We start from the raw sequence: 23,125 nt of genomic DNA on the forward strand, positions 1-23,125 counted from the left end.
GCCGCGACACCAGGAGAGACCGCGCCATGCCCTTCGACCTCTGGCTTGCCTTCGCGCTGGCCTCCACCGTGCTGCTGATCATCCCCGGCCCGACGATCCTGATGGTGCTCAGCTACGCGCTGACCCAAGGCCGCCGCACCGCCGTTGCCTCCGCCCTCGGCGTCGCGACCGGAGACCTCATCGCCATGACCGCCTCCGTCATCGGGCTCGGCGCACTCTTTCTCGCCTCGTCGCTGGCCTTCACCATCCTCAAATGGATCGGCGCGGCCTACCTCGTCTGGCTCGGGATCAAGATGCTGCGCAGCGCATCTAGTACCCCGACTCTCACCCAGCGCCCGCCAAACGAGCCCTCCCGCAAGGTCTTCCGCGACCTCACGACCGTGACCGCGCTCAACCCGAAATCCAACACGTTCTTCATCGCCTTCGTCCCGCAGTTCATCGACCCGAGCGCAGCCTTCGCCCCGCAAGCCGCGATCCTCATCGCCACCTTCGTGGCCATCGCCGGCATCAATGCGCTCATCTTCGCGCTCGCCGCCAACGCCCTGCGCAGCCGCATGACACGACCCTCGGTACAGACCTGGCTCAGCCGGATCGGCGGCAGCACGCTGATCGCCATGGGTCTCGCCACCGCCACCCTTCGGAAAGCCACACCATGACCAAACCCGCCGCAAAGACCGTCAAGGACTACATCCGGACCATCGCGGACTTCCCGCACGAAGGGATCATGTTCCGCGATGTGACGACACTCTTCGGCGACCCACGCGGCTTTCGCATGGCGGTCGACCAGATGCTACACCCCTACGCCGGCCAACGCATCGACGCCGTCGCCGGGCTCGAAGCGCGCGGCTTTATCCTGGGAGGCGCCATCGCCCACCAACTGTCGGTCGGGTTTGTCCCGATCCGCAAGAAAGGCAAACTGCCCGGCACGACGATCTCCGAAGCCTACACGCTCGAATACGGCGAAGCGGTGGTCGAAGTGCACGACGACGCCATCAAACCGGGCCAGACGATCCTGCTGGTCGACGACCTCCTGGCCACTGGCGGCACCGCCGAAGCCGGGATCAAGCTCATCGAACGCTCAGGCGCCGACATCCTCGCCTGCGCCTTCGTGATCGACCTGCCCGAACTTGGCGGACGCACCAAGCTCGAAGCGATGGGCATGCAGGTCGACGCCCTCTGCGCCTTCGACGGTCTATAGGATTCGTGCCTCCGGCGGGGATATTTCCGGCCAGAAGAAGGTACGGACCAAGGTCCCCAGTTCTTCTGGCGGAAAAATATCCTCCCCGAAGGGCCGATCGGCCAAGCCACCTCACCATTGCAGCAACGCGCAGTAAACCGAAGCGGGTCGCGTCAGCGCCCGACGAGGATCACCGAAGCACAGCGCCGGGGTTCATGATGCCCGCAGGATCGAGCGTGTCCTTGATCGCGCGCATGGCGGCGAGTTTCGCCGGGTCGCCGTAACGCTCGAGGTCATCCACTTTGAGCCGTCCAATACCGTGCTCGGCACTGACCGACCCGCCAAAGCCGTGCACCAGGTCGTGCACGATGCGTTTGACCTGAGGACGCTCTGCCTCGTAATCGGCGCGGGCTTTGCCCGGCGTGGGAAAGACGTTGTAGTGCAGGTTTCCGTCGCCAAGGTGTCCAAAGCAATTGATACGGAACGCGGCAAGCTCTGCGAGCTTTGGCCCTGCCACTTCAATAAACTCCGGCACTGCGCTCAAGGGTAGCGAGATATCATGGGACGACACCGAGCCGATCTTGCGGTTGGCTTCGGGGATGCGCTCGCGCACGGCCCAGAGCTCGTCCCGTTGTGTCTCCGACTGGGCGACCATGCCGTCGGTCACAAGCCCGTGCTCGGCGCCCGCCTCGAAAAGCCGCTCGAGCGCGGTGGCAGGGTCGAGACCTTCGGCCAGCCCGACTTCGATCAGAACCATCCATTCGGGAGGGTCCTCGCTCCACGGGCGTTTCACGTCCGGGAGTGTTTCCGCCAAGAACTCGAGACCGGCGCGGTGCATGATCTCAAATGCCGATATTCCCTCAGCCATCTGCGCGCGAGCGATGGCGAGCAGCTCCAAAGCCGCTCTCGGAGAAGCGACCGCTAAAAGCGCCGTCCCTTCGCCCACAGGATGCGGCGCCAGCTTCAGCGCAGCGGCGGTGATGACCCCGAGTGTGCCCTCGCTTCCCACCAGGAGGTTACGCAGATCGTAGCCGGTGTTGTCCTTGTGCAGGCGCTTGAGTCCATGCCAGATCGACCCGTTCGGCAGCACGGCCTCCAGACCCAGCACCTGCGCGCGCGCATTGCCGTACCGCAAGACGTTCACGCCGCCCGCATTTGTCGCCAAAAGCCCGCCGATCCGCGCCGAGCCTTCGGAGGCCAGCGACAGCGGAAAGAGCCGGCCGGCCTCCCGCGCAGCCGACTGCACGTCCGCGAGGATGCAGCCGGCCTCGACCACGGCCACGTTTTCCTCCGCAAAGACCTCGCGCACGGCGTTCATCCGTTCGAGCGAGAGAATTACCGGCTGCGGCCCGTCGGGCATCAGCTGCCCGCCCACAAGGCCGGTGCCACCTCCGTAAGGGATCAGTGGCACGCGCGCCGCAGCACAGGCGGTTACAATGGCGGAGACCTCCTCGACCGACCCCGGCTGCACCACGGCCCCTGCCTGCCCCGCCCAGCGGTCGCGCGGCTCTTCGAGGTAGCGCGGCTCTGCGGGCAGGACGCGCAGGCCCGGCACGGCCTCGGACAGGCGGTCGAGAAAGGCGCGGTCGGCGCTTTGCAGGTCAGTCATCAGGGCTCCCCCAAAGTCCGGGTCACTCGTATTCGATCACGAACTGGGGCGCCATCACCATCACCGTCGGCTGACGCGGCAGGGTGCGCAGGCTCACGTCGAGGTAAGGCTCGGCGTGGCGCACGACCTCGAACTCCTCCCCGATCCCCTGCAGGAACGCGCCCAGCGAGTAGGTCGAGAACCAGTGCATCGGGATGATCACGGAGGAGCGCAGACGTCTCAGCGTCTCGATCATCTCCGGCAGCGGCATTGTCAGGCCGCCATCAACCGGCGCCATGACCACGTCGAGCCGTCCAAGGGCGGCGAATTGCTCGTCCGAGGGGATGTGGTGGAGATGGCCGAGATGGCCGACGCAGAGCCCCGCCACCTCGAACACAAAGATCGAATTACCGTTCTCCTCCCGCCCCGACCACTGGCTGCGGATGTCGGTGGAGACGTTGCGCACCAGCATCTCCCCGAGGTCGAGGTGGTGGTCGATGCCGGACCCAAACGCCTCCCCCCAGCCGCGCAAAACGTGAGGGATGGCCGGGTCGGGGTTCGCTGTCCAGTGGGAGGAATGGGCGTGGTTCATGGTGACCACGTCCGGCACAAAGGCACGGGAACCAGAAAACCCGGTGTAGTCCGTGATCGCCGTCAGCCCGCCATGGGTCTCGATAAGAAAGCTGGCGTGCTGGACAAAGCTGAGGCGCACCGTGAACTCGGGCACCTCGGAACGCGCGGTGGAGGCAAGGAAGAGCTGCTCGGGCGCTTCGGCAAACCGGACAGGCGCGTCCAGGCGGTCGAGGTCTTGGGCGATTGCGATGCAGTGGCTCGGGCGGCGGTCCTGCGCTGCGGTCAGCGCGGGCCAGAGCGACAGGGCAAGGACGGCAAGGCAGGCAAAACGGATCAAGGACATCTCCTCCTGACGCTACGGTAGCGCGCACGGCTTGGCGATCTAGGGCGCAAAGATGCGCGGGCCGTTCACGTTTTTCTTTTGCATGGCACATGCCGGTAAAAGTGGCGTTCGTGAGCACAGCAGAACCAATAGCCGGTGGCCTAAAACTCGACACGTAAACAAACGGCAGTTCACGCGCCGTCCCGCGGGGTGGCGCAATCGCGCCGCCCGTTTTGCCGAAGGCAAACCTTTGGTTTGACGGGGGCGGGTCATGCCATAGGCATGCCTTCGGAATGACGCGGCCTAACGGTTCCCATTAGGCAAGTGCTTTGTTCTAGGCGGAGTATCGGAACTTTAAGGCCACCGACTATGGTAAGCTACCGCTCTATAGCAAATAGTCATGGCTTGCGTCGAAAGCCCCCTAACCTCAACCCGCAGACGATCGGCCCCGGCGATCTCCGCGCAGGGAGGCGTAAAGCACGTGTGTACGCCAGCGCCCGTCGATCTGAAGGTAGCTCTGCGCGACGCCCTCGTACTTGAACCCGCTGGCCTCGAGCAACGCGCGGGAGGCTTCGTTCTCCGGCAGGCAGGCCGCCTCGAGCCGCGAAAGGTCCATGATGTCGAACGCGTGGTGCACCATCGCCGCAATCGCCTCGCGCATGTAGCCCTGCCGGGCGTGCGGCAGGCCGATCCAGTAACCGAGCGTGCCGGACTGGCTGGGACCCCGGCGGATGTTGTCGAGCGTGATCGCGCCGAGCAGCTCGCCGTCCTCGCGCCGCTCGAGGAACATCGGCACCGCCGTGCCCTGCGCGATGGCGCGGGCGGACCAGTAGACGCGGTTGGTGAACGCCTTTCGGGTCAGGTGATCCTTGGCCCAGGTCGGCTCCCACCGGCTGAGAAAGTCGACGCTGGACGCGCGCAAAGCCACCCAGTGGCGAAAGTCGGAATGCTGCGGTGGGCGCAGGGTGAGCCGTTCGGTTTCAATCCGCAACTTGCGTTTGAAAACCTGGATCATGCGGCGCGGCGGTCCTGCAATTGCTCGAGGCTGGGCGCGCGGTCCACGGGGCCGTAGAGCGCCATCGCCGCCTTGGCCTGCGTCGCCACGTGCGCGGCGTGGGCCCGCACGTCTTCGGCTGTCACCGCATCGATCCGGGCGATGGTCTCGGAAAGCTCTGGCACCCGCCCCCAGACCTGCACCAGCCGCGCGAGGCGTTCGGCGCGGGACGAGGGGCTTTCGAGCCCCATGAGGAGCCCCGCCTTCATCTGGGTGCGCGCGCGCGCGACCTCTTCGGCGCTCATGTCCTCGGCGGCGCGTTTGACCTCGTCGATGGTCACCTCTGCAAGCGTGCCGAGGTCTTCGGCGCCCGTGCCGGCGTAGATCGTGAGCATTCCCGTGTCGCTGTAAGCGGCGGGCTGGGCGTAGATCGTGTAGCAGAGGCCGCGCACCTCGCGCAGTTGCTGGAAGAGGCGCGAGGACATGCCGCCACCCAAAGCGCTGGCGTAGATTTGTGCGGTGTAAAAGCCGGGATCGGTAACGCCGGGGCTTTCAAAGGCCAACGTAAAGTGCGCCTGTTCGAGGTCTTTGACCTCGCGCAGCTCGCCCCCGACAAAGGCGGAGCCCTCGGGCTCGGACGGTGTCCCCGCGCCGCGTCCTTCGAAAAGCTCTTTGGCCTGCACAACCAGCGCGTCGTGGTCCACCGCCCCTGCCGCCGACAGGATCATCCGGTTGGGGGTATAGTGCGACCGCACAAACCCGGCGAAGTCCGCACCCTGAAAGGCGCTCACCCGCTCGGCAGGGCCGAGGATCGGACGGCCCATGGCTTGCCCGGGGTAGGCGCGCTCTTGCAGCCAGTCGAATATCACGTCGTCAGGTGTGTCGAGCGACTGGCCGATCTCCTGCAGGATCACGCCGCGCTCCACCTCGATCTCGCGCGGATCGAAGGCGGAGTTCAGCACGATGTCCGAGATCACGTCGAGCGCCAGCGGCACGTCCGCTTCGAGCACGCGGGCGTAGTAGGCCGTGACCTCGCGGCTGGTGTAGGCGTTGATGTACCCGCCAACGTTCTCGATCGCCTCGGCGATGTCGAGGGCCGAGCGCCGCGCGGTTCCCTTGAACGCCATATGCTCGAGGAAATGCGCGATGCCGTTCTGGTCTGCGCGTTCGTGGCGCCCGCCCGCCGTGACCCAGAGCCCGATGGAGGCCGATTGCAGCCCCGGCATATGCTCGGTCACGATGCGCAGGCCGTTCGGCAGCTGGGTCAGGCGAGTGGTCACTTTTGGATGCCCTCCCGGATCAACGTTTCGAGCGCCGCGAGGTCATTGTAGACCTGTGTGAGGCGCTCCGGCCGGTCATACAGATCCGCCATGCGTTGTGGAAGGGGTGGACGCGTGCCGCTGGCCCGCTCGACCGCGTCCGGGAACTTGGCCGGGTGGGCCGTGGCGAGCGTGACCATGGGCGTGGCGCCCTGGTGGGCTTCGGCGACTTTCACGCCGATGGCGGAGTGGGGGCACAGAAGCTCGTTCATCGTGCGTTGCGCGCGGGTGATCGTGGCGAGGGTCTCGTCTTCGGAGACGCGGCCCGAGGCGAACTCGGACTGCAGTCGGTCGAGCGTGCCTTGGCTGAGGTGGAAACCGCCATTGCCCTTGAGCTCATCCATCAGCGCCGCCACCGCCGCGCCGTCCCGGTCGTAGGCATCAAAGAGAAGCCGCTCGAAGTTGGACGACACCTGGATGTCCATCGAGGGCGAGATCGACGGCACCACCGCGTCGGTCACATAGGCGCCGGAGGTCAGGCAGCGGTGCAGGATGTCGTTCTGGTTGGTCGCGACTACCAGCCGGTCGATGGGCAGGCCCATTCGTTTGGCGATGTATCCGGCGAAGATGTCGCCGAAGTTGCCCGTCGGAACCGTGAAGCTGACCGCGCGGTGCGGCGCGCCGAGGCTGACGGCTGCGCTGAAGTAGTAGACCACCTGCGCCATCACCCGCGCCCAGTTGATCGAGTTCACGCCCGCCAGCCGCACCTCGTCGCGGAAGGTGAAGTCGTTGAACATGTCCTTGAGCCGGGCCTGCGCATCGTCGAAGGTGCCTTCGATGGCGAGCGCGTGCACGTTGTCCTCAACCGGGGTGGTCATCTGGCGGCGTTGCACCTCGCTCACCCGGCCATGCGGGTAGAGGATGAACACGTCCACCGCGTCCAGCCCCCGAAACGCCTCGATCGCAGCCGAGCCAGTATCGCCCGAGGTCGCGCCCACGATGGTCACCCGCTCGCCGGAGCGGCTCAGCGCCTCCTGGAACATCTGGCCGATCAGCTGCATGGCGAAATCCTTGAACGCCAGCGTGGGCCCGTGGAACAGCTCGAGCAGGAAGTGGTTCGCGCCGATCTGCTTGAGCGGCGCGCGGGCGTCGTGGCCGAACCCGGCATAGGCGCGGGTGATCAGGTCGCCGAATGTCGCGTCGGTGAAGGTCTCGCCCACGAAGGGACGCATGACGCGAAAGGCGATCTCCTCGTAGCTGAGACCTGAGAGGGAGGCGATGTCCGCCTGGCTCATCTGCGGCACCTCGGCAGGCACATAGAGCCCTCCGTCGCGGGCAAGGCCCGTCAGCATGGCCTCTTCAAAGGACAGGTCGGGCGCCTGGCCGCGGGTCGAGATGTAACGCATGGGGTCTTAGGATCCGGCAGAGGGGCGCGTACGCCAAAGGAAGTAGAGGCTCATCGCTGACCAGAGGAAGGCCAGCGAGAACCAGGTGATCGCGTATTGCAAGTGATTGTTGGGAATGGCGCTGGTGTCTACGGGCAAAGGGCGAACTCCGGCGTCGTTTTCAGACGCTGTCAGGATGACAAAGACGTAGTCGGTGCCGAGATGCTCGGACATTTGCGCGGTGTCGCGCGCGAGCCAGATGTTCGCATCCAGGTCCGGGGCGGGAGTGAAACTGTCGATCTCTTCGGGGAACCGCAGGACGCCGGTGATGGTCTGCGGCTCGGGCGTGAGCGGAACGCTATCCTTGTCTTCGGCCGGCACGACGCCGCGGTCGACGAGGATGCGGCGGCTGCCGGTTTCGAACACTTCGACGATGCGGTAGGCCGCCCCGAGGCCGGGCGCGGTGGTGAGAACGTGCGCGGCTTTTCCGGTGAAGGCGCCGGTGACCGTCACGGGCTGGAATTGGATCACCTTGGGATCAAGCGCGGCATCAAGCGGGATCGGCTCGCCGGCCATCTGTGCGTCGATCTGCGCCAGCATCGCCTCCTTCCACTGCAAACGCTGCACCTGCCAGACACCGAGGCTGACGAGGATGCCGGTGCCGAGCACCGCGACCAGGAGGATGAAAAGCGTCCGACGCATGATCTGTCCGAAAGCAAAAACGCGCCGGTGTGATGCGGCGCGTTTGAAGTGAGGTCAAGCTGGGATGGGTGCAAGCACCCATCCTACGGCGCAGCGCGGGTCTGTAGGATGGGTGCTTGCACCCATCCCGGGCGTTTAGCCGCCCCAGATGTAGACCGCAGCAAAGAGGAAGAGCCATACGACGTCCACGAAGTGCCAGTACCAGGCCGCGGCCTCGAACCCGATGTGCTTGTCGGCGGTGAAGTGTCCCCGCATCACGCGCAGAAGGCAGACGAAGAGGAAGATCGTGCCGACGATCACGTGGAAGCCATGAAAGCCCGTCGCCATGAAGAAGTTCGCGCCATAGATGTTGCCGGCAAAGCCGAAGGCGGCGTGGGTGTACTCATACGCTTGAAACACGGTGAAGATCGCGCCGAGCGCGATCGCGATGATCAGGCCCCACTTCATGTCTTCCTTGTTGTCCTCGTGCACCAGCGCGTGGTGCGCCCAGGTTGCGGCGCAGCCGGAGCAGAGCAGGATCAGAGTGTTGATCAGCGGCAGGTGCCAGGGGTCGAACGTCTCGATGCCAGCGGGCGGCCAGACACCGTCGACGGCCGGCGAGAGCGGGCCCATGGGATAGAGCGCGTGTTTGAAGAACGACCAGAACCACGCCGCGAAGAACATCACCTCGGACATGATGAAGAGGATGAAGCCGTACCGCAGCCCGAGGCGCACGACAGGTGTGTGATCACCGATGTGGCTCTCGTCCACCACCTCGGACCACCAGCCGAACATCACGTAGAGCACGCCCGCAAGGCCCATCAGCAGGAGCCAGGGCCCGCTGCCGTGGAAGAACAGCACCGCGCCGAAGAGCATGACAAACCCCGCAACGGCCCCCAAGAGCGGCCAGATAGAGGGGTTCAGGATGTGGTAGTCGTGGTTTTTCTCGTGCGCCATGGCGATCGTCCCTCGGGTCTTGGCGGTGGTATCAGTTTGTCGTTTCGGTGACCGGCGCGGAGGCGTCAAGCGCCAGCTCTTCGGGCAGGTCGATTTCGTAGAACGTATACCCCAGCGTGATCACCTTGGTATACTTGGCATCGCGGTCGTCGACCAGTTCGGGGTCGACAAAGAAGGTCACCGGCATCTCGACGCGCTCGCCGGGTTGCAGGACCTGCTCTTCAAAGCAGAAGCAGGCGATCTTAGAAAAGAACGCGCCGGCCTCGTAGGGCGTCACGTTATAGCTTGCAGTGCCTGCCACGGGGCGGTCGGTCGGGTTGTACGCCTCGTAGAAGGCCAGCCCGGTCTCGCCGATGCGGATCTCCATCTCGCGCTGCATGGGGGTGAATTCCCACGGCATGTCGCGCTCCTTGGAGGCGTCGAACCGGACCTTGATGGTCTGGTCGAGGATGACGTCCGAGCCCTCTTCGGCGACATTTGTCACGCCGCCAAATCCTGTCACGCGACAGAACCAGTCGTAGAACGGCACCGACGCCCATGCGAGCGAGCCCATCAGAACCACGACACCCACCGCTTGCAGCGCGGTCTTGCGCAGGTTCTTTTCCTGCGCCTTCGGGGTGTCCTTCGACGCGTCATTCTCTTGTGTCATTGTCCGAGCTCCTCAGCAGGGGGCAAGGAAGTTTGCGTGATCTTGACGTAGGTCAGGCCAAAAATCAGGAAGATCAGCGCGGCCAGCGTCAGCCCGAGACCGAGATTGCGGCCGAAGCGGCGCCGGTGGAGCTCATGGTTCTCGCGAAAGCTCACAGCAGACCTCCCCACCCTATGGCCGTGTCGATGCCGATCGCCCCGAAGTGCAGGAAGAGGTAGAGGAGCGACAGCTTGAAGAACTTCTTTTCGACCTTGAAGTTGTCGGCTTCCGATGCCTCTTCGTCCCGGCGCCAGATGCGTACCGCACCGACCACAAAGAACGCGTTGAGCACCAGCGCCGCCGCCAGATAGACCGGCCCGCCAACGGATGTCAGCGCCAGTGCCAGCGCAAGCGCGGCGAGGAGCACGGTGTAGACGAGAATGTGAACCCGCGTGGCGCGGCGCCCGTGCGTGACCGTCAGCATCGGCACGCCGGCATCATCGTAGTCGGACCGCATGAAGAGCGCGAGCGCCCAGAAGTGCGGCGGCGTCCACATGAAGATCAGCGCGAACATCAGCACCGACTCGACAGAAAAGCCGCCCGTGACAGCCGCCCATCCGATCATCGGGGGGAAGGCCCCGGCAGCGCCACCGATCACGATGTTCTGCGGCGTCCATCGCTTGAGCCACATGGTGTAGACGACGACGTAGAAAAAGATGGTGAAGGCCAGCAGCCCCGCCGCGACCCAGTTGGTCGCAAGGCCCAGCATCACGACGGAAAAGCCCGACAGCGCGAGCCCGAACCCCAGCGCCTCGCCGGGAGTGACCTTGCCGGCCGGGACGGGGCGTTTCGCGGTGCGCTTCATCACCGCATCGATGTCGGCGTCCCACCACATGTTGAGCGCACCCGAGGCACCTCCGCCCAGCGCGATGAAGAGGATGGCCGCAAATGCCTCCACCGGGTGCAGCGCTCCGGGCGCCGCCACAAGACCGATGATGGCGGTAAAGACGACCAGGACCATCACCCGCGGCTTGAGCAGCGCGATATAGTCGCCAAAGCTCGCCTCGGGGCCGTGCAGGTCGGTGTTGAGCGTTGCGTCTGTCATCTGTCATTCGAGATGGGTACGCGCACCCATCCTACCTTGCTAGACTTGCGGCAGACCCGGGCGCGTGCGCCAGGGTCCACGTTGGTGTCATATGTCGCCGGCGGAGCCTTGAAGCCCGCCGTGTCGCTGGATCAGCGGCTCGCGACCTGAAACGGCTCTGCCGTGCCGGCGTCCGCGAATTCTTCCTTCGCGCCAGCGAGCCACGCGTCGTACTCTTCCTGGCTCACGGCCTTGACCGTGATCGGCATGTAGGCATGGTCTTTGCCGCACAGCTCGGAGCACTGGCCGAAGTAGACGCCCTCGTTGCCCTCATCGACCTCGAACCACAGCTGCGCGAGGCGGCCCGGCACGGCGTCCTGTTTCACGCCGAATGCTGGGATGGTCCACGAATGGATCACGTCCGCGCCGGTCACAGTCATCACGACCACCTTGCCGGTCGGCACGACGACGGCGGTGTCGGTCGCCAGCAGGTACTCGTCCTGCGCGTAGCCGTATTCCTCGAGCTCGTCGCGGGCGAGCATGAAGCTGTCGAACCCGAACTCTTCATCCGTGTACTCGTAGCCCCAGTACCACTGGTAGCCGGTCACCTTGATGTTGATGTCGCCCTCGGGGATTTGCTGCTGTTTGAACAGCACCGGCAGCGAGAATGCCCCGATAAAGACGAGGATGACGATCGGCACCACGGTCCAGGCAATCTCGACGGGCGTGTTGTGCGTGAACTTGGCCGGCTCGGGGTTCGATTTGGCGTTGTACTTGAAGATCACGATACCGATCAGCGCACAGACAAAGAGCGTGATCGCGGTGATGATCACCAGCACCATCCCGTCGAGCCACTGCACGTCCCGCGCCAGCTCGGTGGCGGCGGGCTGGAACCCGATGCCCCCGGGGATCGGCTTGCCGATCGTCTCCAGCCCGTCCTGGGCCATCGCCGGAAGTGCGGCCAGCGCCGCGCCAAGTGTCGCAAGGAAGGGTGTCAGTCGCATATTTCACCTTGAGCGTTGGTGTGGCGTTCGTAAATCCCTCGGCAAAGGCGGGCGATTTGATCAGCACAGCCCGGCGTCCGTTGCCGTTTCGCGTTCTAAAATCATATTCTCCGGGTGAGATAAAGAACCCATCGCCGCGTCAAAGAGACGCTCGCATACAAATGGATGCAAAATTGCCCGCGCCAAAGGACACCCGCATGCCCGAACCAGCCTTTCGCCCCTTCGACACCGACCTGGACCGCGAATCGGCGACCCGCATCCTGCGCGAGGCCACGGCTGGCGCGGACGACGGGGAGCTCTTTCTCGAGCGCCGCCGGTCCGAGACGCTGGTGTTCGACGACGGCCGGCTCAAGACGGCGAGCACGGACGCGGCACAGGGCTTTGGCCTGCGTGCCGTCCGCGGCGAGGTGGCCGGCTACGCGCACAGCACGGAGCTGAGCGAGCAGGCTCTCAAACGCGCGGCCGAGACGGCGCGGCTCGCGGTCGGCGATGGCGGCGGCACTGCGGCGGACGCGCCCTCCGGCACGAACGAACACCGCTATGATGCGCTCGACCCGATCGCCGGCCACAGCTTTCCGGTGAAACTCGACACGCTGCGCGAGATCGACGCGTTCCTGCGCGATCTCGACCGCCGGGTCGTGCAAGTGACCGCCGTGATGTCCGCCTCCTCCCAGGAGGTCGTGATCCTGCGCCCTGATGGCAGCGAGGCGCAGGACACCCGCCCGATGGTCCGGGTCAACGTGTCTGTCATCGTGGAGGAGAACGGAAGGCGCGAGAGCGGCACTGCCGGCGGCGGCGGGCGCGTGGCGCTCGACGGCGTGATCTCCCGCGCCGACTGGGAGGCCAAGGCGCGCGAGGCGCTGCGCATCGCGCTCGTGAACCTCGACGCGCGTCCCGCGCCCGCGGGCGTGATGACCGTGGTGCTGGGACCCGGCTGGCCCGGCATCCTGCTGCACGAGGCCGTGGGCCACGGGCTCGAAGGGGATTTCAACCGCAAGGGGACCTCCGCCTTTGCCGGGCTCCTGGGTCAACGCGTGGCGGCGCCCGGTGTGACAGTGCTCGACGACGGAACGCTGCCAGACCGGCGCGGCTCGATCACGATCGACGACGAGGGTACGCCCGGCGCGCGCAACGTGCTGATCGAGGACGGCATCCTGACCGGCTACATGCAGGACCGCCAGAACGCCCGGCTGATGGGTGTGGCCCCCACCGGGAACGGACGCCGCGAAAGCTACGCCCACGCGCCGATGCCGCGCATGACGAACACCTACATGCTGGGCGGAGACAGCGCGCCGGAGGACATCGTGGCGGACCTCGAGGACGGCATCTGGGCTGTCGGCTTTGGCGGCGGGCAGGTCGACATCACCAACGGCAAGTTCGTCTTCTCCTGCACCGAAGCCTACCGTGTAGAGAATGGCAAAGTTGGCGCGCCTGTGAAAGGCGCCACGCTGATCGGAGACGGCGCGACGGCGCTCACCAAGATCCGCGCTCTGGGCAACGACATGGCCCTCGACCCCGGCATGGGCAATTGCGGAAAGGCCGGGCAGTGGGTGCCAGTGGGGGTCGGCCAACCGACCGTGATGATTGACGGATTGACGGTGGGCGGGGCGGACGCATAGCGCGGCGGTGGACTTGGACGCCTGATGAACGTGGGCAGCGGCGTACTCTGCCCAACACTCTGCGCTTAGTCACAAACCCGGTAAGGTGGGTACTGCCGAACTGCAGTCGCCCCCACACGGTACACCGTAGGGTGGGCAGTGCCGAAACAACCTCTTCGCGCGGAATGCGGTCTGTCGAGCGATGCAGGATGCAATTTGCCCGGCTTAGGCACTGCCCGCCTTACGCCACTCCAACCGCAGGCGCGGCGCGGTGAATGTGGCGTAAATGCGGCGATCTTTACCGTCCGTTAAGACCCCACGGGGTATCTCTGATTCTGCGGCAAGTGGAGACGAGATGACCGGGACCCAAGTTTCTTCCTCTCACCCCCCAATCCCACCCACCTCGGAAGACGACCGGATCACATGTCTTCGCTTGCTGCGCTCCAGACGGGTGGGACCTTCAACCTTTTACAAGCTGCTGGCCGAGCACCGCACCCCGCGCGCGGCGTTGGAGGCCCTGCCGGACCTCGCCGCCAAATCGGGCGTGTCGGAGTACCGCGTATGCCCGTCGGGCGTCGTGCAGGCCGAAATGGCCGCCGCCCGCCGGATCGGCGCGCACCTGATCCGCTGGGACGGCGCAGGCTACCCGCAACCGCTCGAAGACATCTCCGACGCGCCGCCGCTCCTCTGGGTGCGCGGCAATGCAGAGCTGCTCCACCGCCCGATGGTCGCGCTTGTCGGCGCGCGCAACGCCTCCTCACTCGGCGGACGCATGGCCCGCGCGCTGGCCGAAGGGCTCGCAGCGCAAGGGTTCGTCGTTGTCTCCGGCCTCGCCCGGGGCATCGACGCCATCGCACATGACGCCGCAGGACCGGAGAACACGATCGCCGTCATGCCCGGCGGGGTCGACGTCCTTTACCCAAGCGAAAACGCCGCACTTGCCGAAACCATCGCGCAAAAGGGGCTGCTGCTCTCGGAACAACCGATGGGCCTTGCGCCCATGGCGCGCCATTTCCCCAAGCGCAACCGCATCATCTCGGGCCTCGCCCGCGCCGTGATCGTGGTGGAGGCGGCAGCGCGTTCCGGCACGCTCATCACCGCGCGCTGTGCGCTCGACCAGGGGCGGGAGGTGCTGGCCGTGCCCGGTCACCCTTTCGATCCCCGCGCCGGCGGATGCAACATGCTGATCCGCGACGGCGCCGCGCTCGTGCGGTCCGTCGACGACGTCCTCGAAGCGCTTGGCCCGGCGTCCGCGCCGCAGGTAAAGCCGCCCGCCGCTGCGAATTCACCTCAGCAGTCACCGCCTCAATCGCGAGCCGCAATCCTCGACCTGCTTGGCCCCTCGCCGCTCGCCGAAGACCAGCTGGTGCGCGACCTCTCGGTGCCCTCTGCCGCCCTGGCGCCCGTCCTGACGGAGCTCGAACTCGAAGGTCTGATCGAACGGCACCCCGGCGGGCTCATCAGTGCGCGCAGCGTGGAGCCCGTGCACACCGCGTGATCTGAGCGCAAATTTTCACAACAGCGACAGCAGCTTAACACCTCCTCCGAGGGGCACCTCAAGACGCACGCAAGCGACCTTCATTGACAATTCCCCCTTGCGGCGCACATGCTCGGCAGCCATATCGCGGCAAAAGTCGCACGCAGTCTGGCCCGCCGTCACCGCGCGCCGTCACAGCCGAGAGGTCCGAGCCTACATGCCCGTTGTCGTTGTGGAATCGCCGGCCAAGGCCAAGACAATCAACAAATATCTCGGCTCGGACTACACCGTGCTCGCCTCCTACGGCCACGTGCGGGACCTGCCGCCCAAGGACGGCTCGGTCGACCCGGATGACGGCTTTGCCATGACATGGGAGGTCGGCGCCGACAGCCGCAAACACGTCAAGGCGATCGCCGACGCGCTGAAAGACGACAACGCCCTGATCCTCGCCACCGACCCCGACCGCGAGGGGGAGGCGATCAGCTGGCACCTGCAGGAGGCGCTGACCAAGCGCCGCGCGATCAAGAAGGACACCGACGTCCGCCGGGTGACGTTCAACGCGATCACCAAGGCCGCCGTGACCGAGGCGATGGCCAACCCGCGCGAGATCGACGTGCCGCTGGTGGACGCCTATCTGGCGCGCCGGGCGCTCGACTACCTCGTCGGCTTCAACCTGTCGCCGGTGCTCTGGCGCAAGCTGCCGGGCGCGCGCTCTGCCGGGCGCGTGCAGTCGGTGTGCCTGCGCATCATCGTCGAGCGCGAGATGGAGATCGAGGCGTTCAAACCGGTGGAATACTGGTCGGTCAAGGCGCTGCTCGAGACGCCCCGCGGCAAGTCCTTCGAGGCGCGACTGACGACGCTGGCCGGCAAGAAACTCGACCGCATGTCGCTCGAAAGCCAGGCAGCCGCGGAGCTGGCGGTGCAGGCCGTCACATCGCGCGCGCTCAAGGTCGCGTCGGTGGAGGCCAAGCCCTCGACCCGCAACCCGTCGGCGCCCTTCATGACATCGACCCTGCAGCAGGAGGCCAGCCGCAAGTTCGGCTTTGGCGCGCGCCAGACGATGAACGCGGCGCAACGGCTCTACGAGGCGGGACACATTACATATATGCGGACTGACGGGATCGACATGGCTCCCGAGGCGGTGACCGCCGCGCGCGACGAGATCGCCCGTCGGTATGGTAGCGAGTACGTCCCGAAGAGCCCGCGCAATTACAAGAACAAGGCCAAGAACGCGCAGGAGGCGCACGAATGCGTGCGCCCCACGGACATGTCCAAGGACCCCGAGAGCCTCAAGATTTCCGAGGCGGACCAGCGCCGGCTCTACGATCTGATCTGGAAGCGCACGCTCGCCTGCCAGATGGAGGCCGCACGGCTCGAACGCACGACGGTCGATATCTCCAGCGATGACGGCCAGGTTGGCCTGCGGGCGACCGGCCAGGTCGTGCAGTTCGACGGCTTCCTCAAGGTCTACGAGGAGGGACGCGACGAGCCGGTGGGCGACGACGACAAGCGCCTTCCCCAGATCAGCCAGGGCGAGCCTGCGCGCTTTGCCGGAACCTCGTTCCAGGCCGAGTATGACAAGGCGACGGGCGCCGATACCGTGGTCGAAAGCGCCAAAGCGGGCATGCAACAGCACGCCGCTGCAATCCTGTCGGAAAACGGCGCCGTCCTTGCGCTCCAGCACCACACCCAGCCGCCCCCGCGCTACACCGAAGCGACGCTCATCAAACGGATGGAGGAGCTGGGGATCGGGCGGCCCTCGACCTATGCCTCGATCGTCACGACGATCCAGGACCGCGAATACGTCCGGAAGGAGAACAACCGTCTCTTTGCCGAGGACAAAGGCCGGATCGTCACGATCTTTCTCCTGAACTTCTTCCGCCAGTACGTCGGCTACGAGTTCACTGCTGATCTCGAGGCCAAGCTCGACCATGTGAGCGCCGGCGACGCGGACTGGCAAAAGGTGCTGGCGGATTTCTGGTCCGAATTTTCGGCGACCGTGGCCGAAACCTCCGAGCTGCGCATCTCCGAAGTGCTCGACAAGCTCGACGCGGCGCTCGCGCCCCAGCTTTACCCACCCAAGGAGGACGGTAGCGACCCGCGCCAATGTCCGCTCTGCGGCGAGGGGCAGCTGCACCTCAAGACGTCGCGCACCGGCGGCTTCATCGGCTGCGGGCGCTACCCCGAATGCCGCTACACCCGCCCGATCAGCGGCGACGCCGCCGAAGGCGAGGACAAGGTGCTGGGCGAGGACGACGGGGACCAGATCACCCTGCGCTCTGGCCGGTACGGCCCTTACGTCCAGCGCGGCGAGGCCACCGAAGAGAACAAGAAACCCAAGCGCACCTCCCTGCCGAAAGGTTGGCAAAAGGACGACATCGACCTCGAAAAGGCACTCAAGCTGCTCGAGCTGCCGCGTCACGTGGGCGATCACCCCTCGGGCGGGCGGATCACGACCAACCTCGGGCGGTTCGGTCCCTACATCATGCACAAGCTGCCGGGAGGTGACGAGAAACCAGTCTACGTCAACATCAAGGATCCGATGGAGATGTGGGAGGTCGGCATGAACCGCGCGGTCGAGCTGATCGACGACAAGCGCGCGAACCCCGGACGGGGCCGGCGCGGCGCGGCCAAACCGCTCAAAGAGCTGGGCGAGCACCCCGAAGGCGGCGGCGCTGTCGGCGTCTATGACGGGCGCTACGGGCCTTACGTCAAGTGGGACAAGATCAACGCGACCATCCCCGACGGCGTCGAGCCCGCCGACGTGACGATGGACATGGCCGTCAAGCTGATCGAAGAGCGCGCCGCCAAGGCCGGCAAGAAGGCCCCAGCCAAGAAAAAGCCTGCCGCAAAGAAGAAAGCACCGGCCAAGAAGACGGCGGCGAAGAAGTCTTAGGTTTCGTTTGAGAGCCGTGCATCAACTCGCTGATACGGAATCCTGGGTGCCGATTTCGCGAGAACGGCGGCCTTCGGGATTTTCCTTCTAAACGGATGTGCACGCGCCGTCCCGAGGGGTGGCGCATCGCGCCGCCCGTTTTGCCGAAGGCAAACCTACGGTGTGACGGGGGCGGGTCATGCCAGAGGCATGCCTTCGGCATGACGCGGCCTGACAGTGCCTGTCAGGCGGGTGCTTTGATCTGAGCGCATGAACAAAGAACATAGGATAGATGAGTGTTGCCGTCCCCGTCGGACTTGCACGCAGACCCGTCGATGTAGCCGCCCGCGATATTTGACAATTTAGATCCCGCGATACCCAACACGCGGGAACCCGGACCCAACTATCTTCGTTACCCTGCCGCGCATTTCGCGCGTGAAAGGTTTCTCGTGACTGACACCTCGTCCGACACGTCTTTCGGGTCGCAGCCAAGCCCGCCAAAGGTCGACTCGCTCCCCTCCTCGCCCAAACGCGGCTTCGCGGCGCGCACGGCGGACAATCCCGCCCGCTCGCTGCTGCTTGGGTACATCGCCTACATGCTGGTCGGCACGGTGCTGCTGCTCCTGCCGATTGCGCAGGAGACGCCGCAATCGCCGCTCGACGTGCTCTTTATCGCAACCTCGGCGGTCTCAACGACCGGGCTCGTGACCATCGACCCGGGCACCAGCTTTACGCTGTTCGGCGAGGCGGTGATCCTTGGCCTGATCCAGCTGGGCGGGCTCGGGTATATGACCATCGGCTCCTTCGCGATGCTCGTGCTGCAGCACCGCCTGTCGCAATCGCGGGAGACCGCTGCGCGCACCGCGTTCGAGTTGCCAAAGGAGATCAACGCGCCGTACTTCCTTATCTCGGTGGTGGTGTTCACGCTGCTCGTCGAGGGGATCGGGGTCGCCCTGCTCTACCCGATGTTCGAGGAGGCGGGCGTCGAGAACGCGTTCTGGGTTGCGACCTTTCACGCGGTGTCGGCCTTCTGCACGGCGGGCTTCAGCCTCTTTTCGACCTCGCTCGAAGCGTTTGTCGATCACCCCGGCGTGGTGCTGACGATCTCTGCCCTGTCGCTCCTCGGCGCCATCGGGTTCCTCGTGGTGGTCGATGCCTACCGCGCGCTGCGCAAGCGCTCGCTGCATCTTGGCTTCACCACAAAGGTCATCTTTTACGTCACCGGCGGGTTTCTGGCGTTCGGCACCGTGTTCCTCGCGCTCTTCGAGCCGCAGATCACCAGCCTGCCGTGGGACGCGCGCCTCCTGGCGGCGTTCTTCCAGGCGATGACGGCGGCGACGACGGTCGGGTTCAACACCGTTCCCATCGGCGCCATGGCACCGGCGATGGTCATGGTGCTGCTGCTTTTGATGATGTTCGGCGCCTCCCCTGCCGGCACGGGCGGCGGGCTCAAGACGACGTCGTTCGCGGTGCTCTTCGCGCTGGTGCGCTCGACGCTCAAGGGGCGCGAGCGCATCCAGTTCGCCGGACGCACCATCCCGCGCGACAAGGTGCGCAACGCGACGGTGGGTCTCGTCTACTATGCGGCGCTTTTGTCGGGCGCGATGATCCTTCTGCTCAGCACCGAGACGGGACGGTTCGAGGTCATCCTTTTCGAGGCGATGTCGTCGATGGGGACGGTCGGCCTCTCGATGGGTATCACTGGAGACCTGACGGCGGTCGGCAAGCTCACGATCATCGTCCTGATGACCGCCGGCCGCCTCGGCATCCTGACATTCGGCCTCGCAATCGCGGTTGGTGGCAAGGCCACCGGTGAGGATGAGCCCAAGCGCCGCGCGTTCTGACGGCGCGAGCAGGCGCCGATGCTGCGCCTGCATTGACACTGCGGAGCCATCCCGCCACAACCTGCCCCAGCGATAAGAGGACCGGTCCATGCAAAAAGTCTATTCCGATGCCGCCAGCGCCCTCGACGGGCTTTTGTTCGATGGCATGACCATTGCCGCCGGCGGGTTCGGCCTGTGCGGCATTCCCGAGCTGACGCTCGAGGCGATCAAGCAGGCGGGGACCAAGGACCTGACCTTTGCCTCCAACAACGCGGGCGTGGACGATTTTGGCATCGGCATCCTGCTGCAGACGCGGCAGGTGAAGAAGATGATCTCGTCCTACGTCGGCGAGAATGCCGAGTTCATGCGCCAGTACCTTTCGGGCGAGCTGGAGCTGGAGTTCAACCCGCAAGGCACGCTGGCCGAACGGATGCGCGCGGGCGGCTGCGGCATTCCGGGATTCTACACCAAGACGGGCGTGGGCACCGTGATCGCCGAGGGCAAGGATCACCGCGAGTTCACCGGTCCCGATGGCAAGTCCGAGACGTACATCATGGAGGAAGGCATCTTTGCCGATCTCTCCATCGTCAAGGCGTGGAAGGCGGACACGACCGGCAACGCGATCTTCCGCAAGACGGCCCGCAACTTTAACCCGCCCGCGGCGATGTGCGGCAAGGTCTGTGTGATGGAGGTCGAGGAAATCGTCGAGCCCGGCGAGCTCGACGGTGACCACATCCACCTGCCCGGCATCTACGTGCACCGCATCGTACAGGGCGTGCATGAAAAGCGGATCGAGCAGCGGACGACGCGCGCCGCCTGATCAGTCCTGGCACACTAGCGTGTCCCGGGCGCATCGCACGTGCGGCGCCTCACGGGTGAGATGTTCCGCCGCTTGAGCCGCGAAATCCGCTCCCGTTATTGAGACTTCAGCCCGGCGCGCTATCCTGCTCATCGGGACTGGAGTGCACGCGCGTGGAGGCGACGACGACGCAGATCGGGTTTGTGGATCGCGATGTGATCCAGCTGCGCCTCGAGCTGGGCGAGGTGCGCGACGGTGCGCTTGCGCCTAGGCCGGAGGATCTGCCCTTCGTGGACCCGGACACCGGCTGGGTCTACGACGAGACCGGCGCGCTGGGGCGGGTGGTCGGCGACGGCACCGCCTGGCTGCCGCTCGATGCCTACGTCGCCGCTCCGATCGAGCACCTCTTTGCCCACGCCACCGTGAGCGGCACGGACGGCCTGCGTGCGGCGCCGGTCGATGACGTCAGCCGCTGGCAGGTGCTGGTGAACGGCAGCCCGGCCGAGATCGAAACGCTCTCGCGCAAGGCCAACATCCTCTCCTCCGCCCAGACGGAGGAGTGGGGGTTCGAGATGCGCACGGCAGAGCACGTGTTCCTCGATCTCACCGTAGACCTCACGCCGGGCGACGAGATCACGATCACCTTCGACGCGCCCGCGATGCCGACGCTCACGGCGACCTACGCGCCGGCGGGCACAGTCTCCGAGGCGATCCACATCAACCTGGCGGGCTATGATCCATCGAGCACGGTCAAGACGGCGCGGCTGAGCAGCTGGAACGGATACGAGGTGGACCTGAGCCAGCCGGGCGGCGGCACGTCGGTCGCACAGGTCTATGACGGCCCGCTGCAATTCGAGGTGGTCGACAGCGTCACCGGCACCGTGGTGCACACCGGCCAGACAGAGCTTGCGCAGGGCCAAGACACCCCCACCGACTGGTGGCTGAACTACAACCAGACCGATGTCTGGGTGATGGATTTCAGCCCGGTGACCGCCCAAGGCACCTACCACATCCACGTCGAGGGCGTCGGGCGCAGCGCCGACTTCGAGCTCGAGGACGCACATTGGGACGAGGTCTTTGCCCTCAGCCTTTCGGGCTACTACCACCAGCGCAGCGGCATCGCGCTCGAGGCGCCCTTGACCGACTGGGAGCGTCCCCGCCCCTGGCACCCCGAGGACGGCAACGTCACCGTCTACGCCAGCTCCGTCGCGCTGATGGAGACCGACGAGGGCTACGACAATGACCTGCCCGACCAGTTCGACCTGCTCGCGGCGGGAGACAGAGGCAAGATCATCGCCGAAGGCTGGGGCGGCTGGCACGACGCCGGCGACATGGACCGCCGCACCCAGCACATGTACGCCGTACGCGATCTGGTGGAGCTGCACGAGTTGCAGCCTGCCTTCACCGAAGCGACGCGCGCCTCCATCCCCGAAAACACCAACACCATCCCCGACATCCTCGACGAGGCGATCTGGGGGCTCGACGTCTTCCGCCGGATGCAGACCGAAGACGGCGGCATCCGCGGCGGGGTCGAGGCCCCGCAGTACTTTGGCTACGGCGTGTCCGGCTGGACCAAGGAGACCGCGCTCTACGCCTACGCGCCGGGCATCTGGTCGTCCTGGGAATACGCCGCCTCCGCCGCCAAGCTCGCAGCCGCGCTCAAGGTCTATGACGCGGGCGCCGCTGAGATGTGGCTCACTTCCGCCGAGCGGGCAATGGCCTGGGCGGAGGCGCGGCTGCCGGATGATCTCGCCAGCGACTTCCAACTCGTGACGTCGCGCAACCTCGCAGCCCTCGAGCTTTATCACGCAACCGGCGACGCCGCCTACCACCAAACCTTCCTCGACACATTCACCTATAGCACACCGCGCTCGGACATCGACTGGCGCGAGCGCCAGTGGGAGGCGGCGGCGCTCTACGCCCGCATGGACCCGGCGCTTACCGACGCAGATGCGGCCGCCCGCGCGAAACAGGCGCTCATCGACTACGGCGACTTCCTGATCGCCGAAGGACAGAACTCCGGCTACGGCTTCACGCTCGACCCCGATGCGCCTTACGGCTGGGGCAATACGGCCAACCAGCCGAACCTCGCGTCCGACATTTTCGTGCAGCTGCACGTGCTGACCGGAGAGGCGCGTTATCTCGAGATCATCGAAGAGGACATGCAGTACCTCCTCGGGCAGAACCCGCTCAACATGTCGTACCTGACCGACCTCGAAGGCGCGCGCCAGCCCGAAGAGATCCTGCACACCGAGGCGGACGCGCTGGGGCGGGACCCGATGCCGGGCATCACGATCTACGGCGATTACAACGCCTATGCCTACGGCGCGGACTGGGACTTCTACCACGGCCTGATGTTCCCGCACGCCTGGCCAAACGTATTCGACGCGCCGGTCCATGAGAGCTTCCAAGGCTTTTTCCACTTTGTCCCGCTGACCGAGTTCACGGTGTTCCAGGGCATGGCCGACACGACCTTCGTCGCAGGATACCTGGCGGGTGAAAGCTTTGAGGACGACGCTCCCATCACCGGCACGGACGGCGACGACAGCCTCGACGGCACCGCGCAAGACGACCGGATCGACGGCGGCGCTGGGGGCGACACCCTGCGCGGCGGCGCAGGCGACGACCTCATCATCGGCGGACCCGGCGACGACCTCATCTTTGGCGGGGGCGGGAACGACACGATCTTTGGCGGGGGCGGCAACGACACCATCTGGGGCGGCGCCGGTGACGACGTGCTGATCGGCGGGGCGGGCGGCGACCGCATGGGCGCAGGCACGGGCGCGGACCAGATCTTTGGCGATACCGCACCGGGATACGATCACCTCCTGTGACGCCCCTTTTGCACCGCAGCAAAACCCGGTAAACAGCGCCCAGCCCCTGACACCATACGGAGAACGC

Annotated in this window: 19 protein-coding genes; 8 read left to right on the top strand and 11 right to left on the bottom strand. The window is 65.7% G+C overall.

What is annotated here, in order from left to right:
- The first annotated feature begins 26 nt into the window (after positions 1-26).
- Positions 27-656 carry a LysE family translocator gene (locus ACU0B3_RS04980; RefSeq protein ID WP_446259723.1) on the top strand — a complete coding sequence of 210 codons (630 nt, stop codon included), beginning with the start codon at positions 27-29 and terminating at the stop codon, positions 654-656.
- Positions 653-1,198, top strand: a complete 546-nt coding sequence (locus ACU0B3_RS04985) for an adenine phosphoribosyltransferase (protein ID WP_446259724.1) — start codon at positions 653-655, stop codon at positions 1,196-1,198. The genes ACU0B3_RS04980 and ACU0B3_RS04985 overlap by 4 nt, the downstream gene beginning before the upstream one ends.
- Positions 1,199-1,367: 169 nt before the next feature.
- Here the strand turns inward: ACU0B3_RS04985 and ACU0B3_RS04990 are convergent, their stop codons facing one another.
- The 11 genes from ACU0B3_RS04990 to coxB form a co-directional block, all read right to left on the bottom strand.
- On the bottom strand, positions 1,368-2,786 hold the full coding sequence (locus ACU0B3_RS04990) for an FAD-binding oxidoreductase (protein ID WP_446259725.1): 1,419 nt from the start codon (positions 2,784-2,786) through the stop codon (positions 1,368-1,370).
- Between the two features lie 22 nt (positions 2,787-2,808).
- Positions 2,809-3,681, bottom strand: coding sequence for an MBL fold metallo-hydrolase (locus ACU0B3_RS04995; RefSeq protein WP_446259726.1), 873 nt, complete (start codon positions 3,679-3,681; stop codon positions 2,809-2,811).
- Positions 3,682-4,087: 406 nt separating this feature from the next.
- Positions 4,088-4,675 carry a GNAT family N-acetyltransferase gene (locus ACU0B3_RS05000; RefSeq protein WP_446259727.1) on the bottom strand — a complete coding sequence of 196 codons (588 nt, stop codon included), beginning with the start codon at positions 4,673-4,675 and terminating at the stop codon, positions 4,088-4,090.
- The gene (locus tag ACU0B3_RS05005) at positions 4,672-5,934 is read right to left on the bottom strand and encodes a M16 family metallopeptidase (RefSeq protein ID WP_446259728.1); all 1,263 of its coding nucleotides are present in this window, start codon (positions 5,932-5,934) and stop codon (positions 4,672-4,674) included. The genes ACU0B3_RS05000 and ACU0B3_RS05005 overlap by 4 nt, the downstream gene beginning before the upstream one ends.
- A complete protein-coding gene (thrC, locus tag ACU0B3_RS05010; protein WP_446259729.1) occupies positions 5,931-7,319 on the bottom strand; it encodes a threonine synthase in 1,389 nt (462 codons plus the stop codon). Before thrC ends, ACU0B3_RS05005 begins: the two co-directional genes overlap by 4 nt.
- A 6-nt stretch (positions 7,320-7,325) precedes the next feature.
- Positions 7,326-8,000 carry an SURF1 family protein gene (locus tag ACU0B3_RS05015; RefSeq protein WP_446259730.1) on the bottom strand — a complete coding sequence of 225 codons (675 nt, stop codon included), beginning with the start codon at positions 7,998-8,000 and terminating at the stop codon, positions 7,326-7,328.
- 135 nt (positions 8,001-8,135) lie between these two features.
- The gene (locus tag ACU0B3_RS05020; RefSeq protein ID WP_446259731.1) at positions 8,136-8,936 is read right to left on the bottom strand and encodes a cytochrome c oxidase subunit 3; all 801 of its coding nucleotides are present in this window, start codon (positions 8,934-8,936) and stop codon (positions 8,136-8,138) included.
- A 31-nt stretch (positions 8,937-8,967) separates the two neighbouring features.
- Positions 8,968-9,585, bottom strand: coding sequence for a cytochrome c oxidase assembly protein (locus ACU0B3_RS05025; RefSeq protein WP_446259732.1), 618 nt, complete (start codon positions 9,583-9,585; stop codon positions 8,968-8,970).
- Positions 9,582-9,740, bottom strand: a complete 159-nt coding sequence (locus ACU0B3_RS05030) for a hypothetical protein (protein WP_446259733.1) — start codon at positions 9,738-9,740, stop codon at positions 9,582-9,584. Before ACU0B3_RS05030 ends, ACU0B3_RS05025 begins: the two co-directional genes overlap by 4 nt.
- On the bottom strand, positions 9,737-10,669 hold the full coding sequence (gene cyoE / locus ACU0B3_RS05035) for a heme o synthase (RefSeq protein WP_446259734.1): 933 nt from the start codon (positions 10,667-10,669) through the stop codon (positions 9,737-9,739). The genes ACU0B3_RS05030 and cyoE overlap by 4 nt, the downstream gene beginning before the upstream one ends.
- A gap of 131 nt (positions 10,670-10,800) precedes the next feature.
- The gene (gene coxB / locus ACU0B3_RS05040) at positions 10,801-11,652 is read right to left on the bottom strand and encodes a cytochrome c oxidase subunit II (protein WP_446259735.1); all 852 of its coding nucleotides are present in this window, start codon (positions 11,650-11,652) and stop codon (positions 10,801-10,803) included.
- Positions 11,653-11,849: 197 nt separating this feature from the next.
- On the opposite strand from coxB, the gene tldD reads away from it, so the two are divergent.
- The 6 genes from tldD (at position 11,850) to ACU0B3_RS05070 (ending at position 23,058) form a co-directional block, all read left to right on the top strand.
- Positions 11,850-13,271, top strand: coding sequence for a metalloprotease TldD (gene tldD, locus ACU0B3_RS05045; protein WP_446259736.1), 1,422 nt, complete (start codon positions 11,850-11,852; stop codon positions 13,269-13,271).
- Positions 13,272-13,605: 334 nt separating this feature from the next.
- Entirely contained in the window at positions 13,606-14,748 is a 1,143-nt protein-coding gene (gene dprA / locus ACU0B3_RS05050; RefSeq protein WP_446259737.1) for a DNA-processing protein DprA, read from the top strand.
- 196 nt (positions 14,749-14,944) lie between these two features.
- Positions 14,945-17,623: a type I DNA topoisomerase gene (topA, locus tag ACU0B3_RS05055; protein WP_446259738.1), complete on the top strand. Its 2,679-nt coding sequence runs from the start codon at positions 14,945-14,947 to the stop codon at positions 17,621-17,623.
- 428 nt (positions 17,624-18,051) lie between these two features.
- Positions 18,052-19,446 carry a TrkH family potassium uptake protein gene (locus tag ACU0B3_RS05060; RefSeq protein WP_446259739.1) on the top strand — a complete coding sequence of 465 codons (1,395 nt, stop codon included), beginning with the start codon at positions 18,052-18,054 and terminating at the stop codon, positions 19,444-19,446.
- Positions 19,447-19,534: 88 nt separating this feature from the next.
- Positions 19,535-20,245, top strand: a complete 711-nt coding sequence (locus ACU0B3_RS05065; RefSeq protein WP_446259740.1) for a CoA transferase subunit A — start codon at positions 19,535-19,537, stop codon at positions 20,243-20,245.
- A 152-nt stretch (positions 20,246-20,397) separates the two neighbouring features.
- Positions 20,398-23,058 (top strand): glycoside hydrolase family 9 protein, encoded by a 2,661-nt coding sequence (locus tag ACU0B3_RS05070; RefSeq protein ID WP_446259741.1) that lies wholly within the window; start codon positions 20,398-20,400, stop codon positions 23,056-23,058.
- Positions 23,059-23,125: the final 67 nt, after the last annotated feature.

Source organism: Pseudaestuariivita sp. (genome assembly GCF_052825805.1).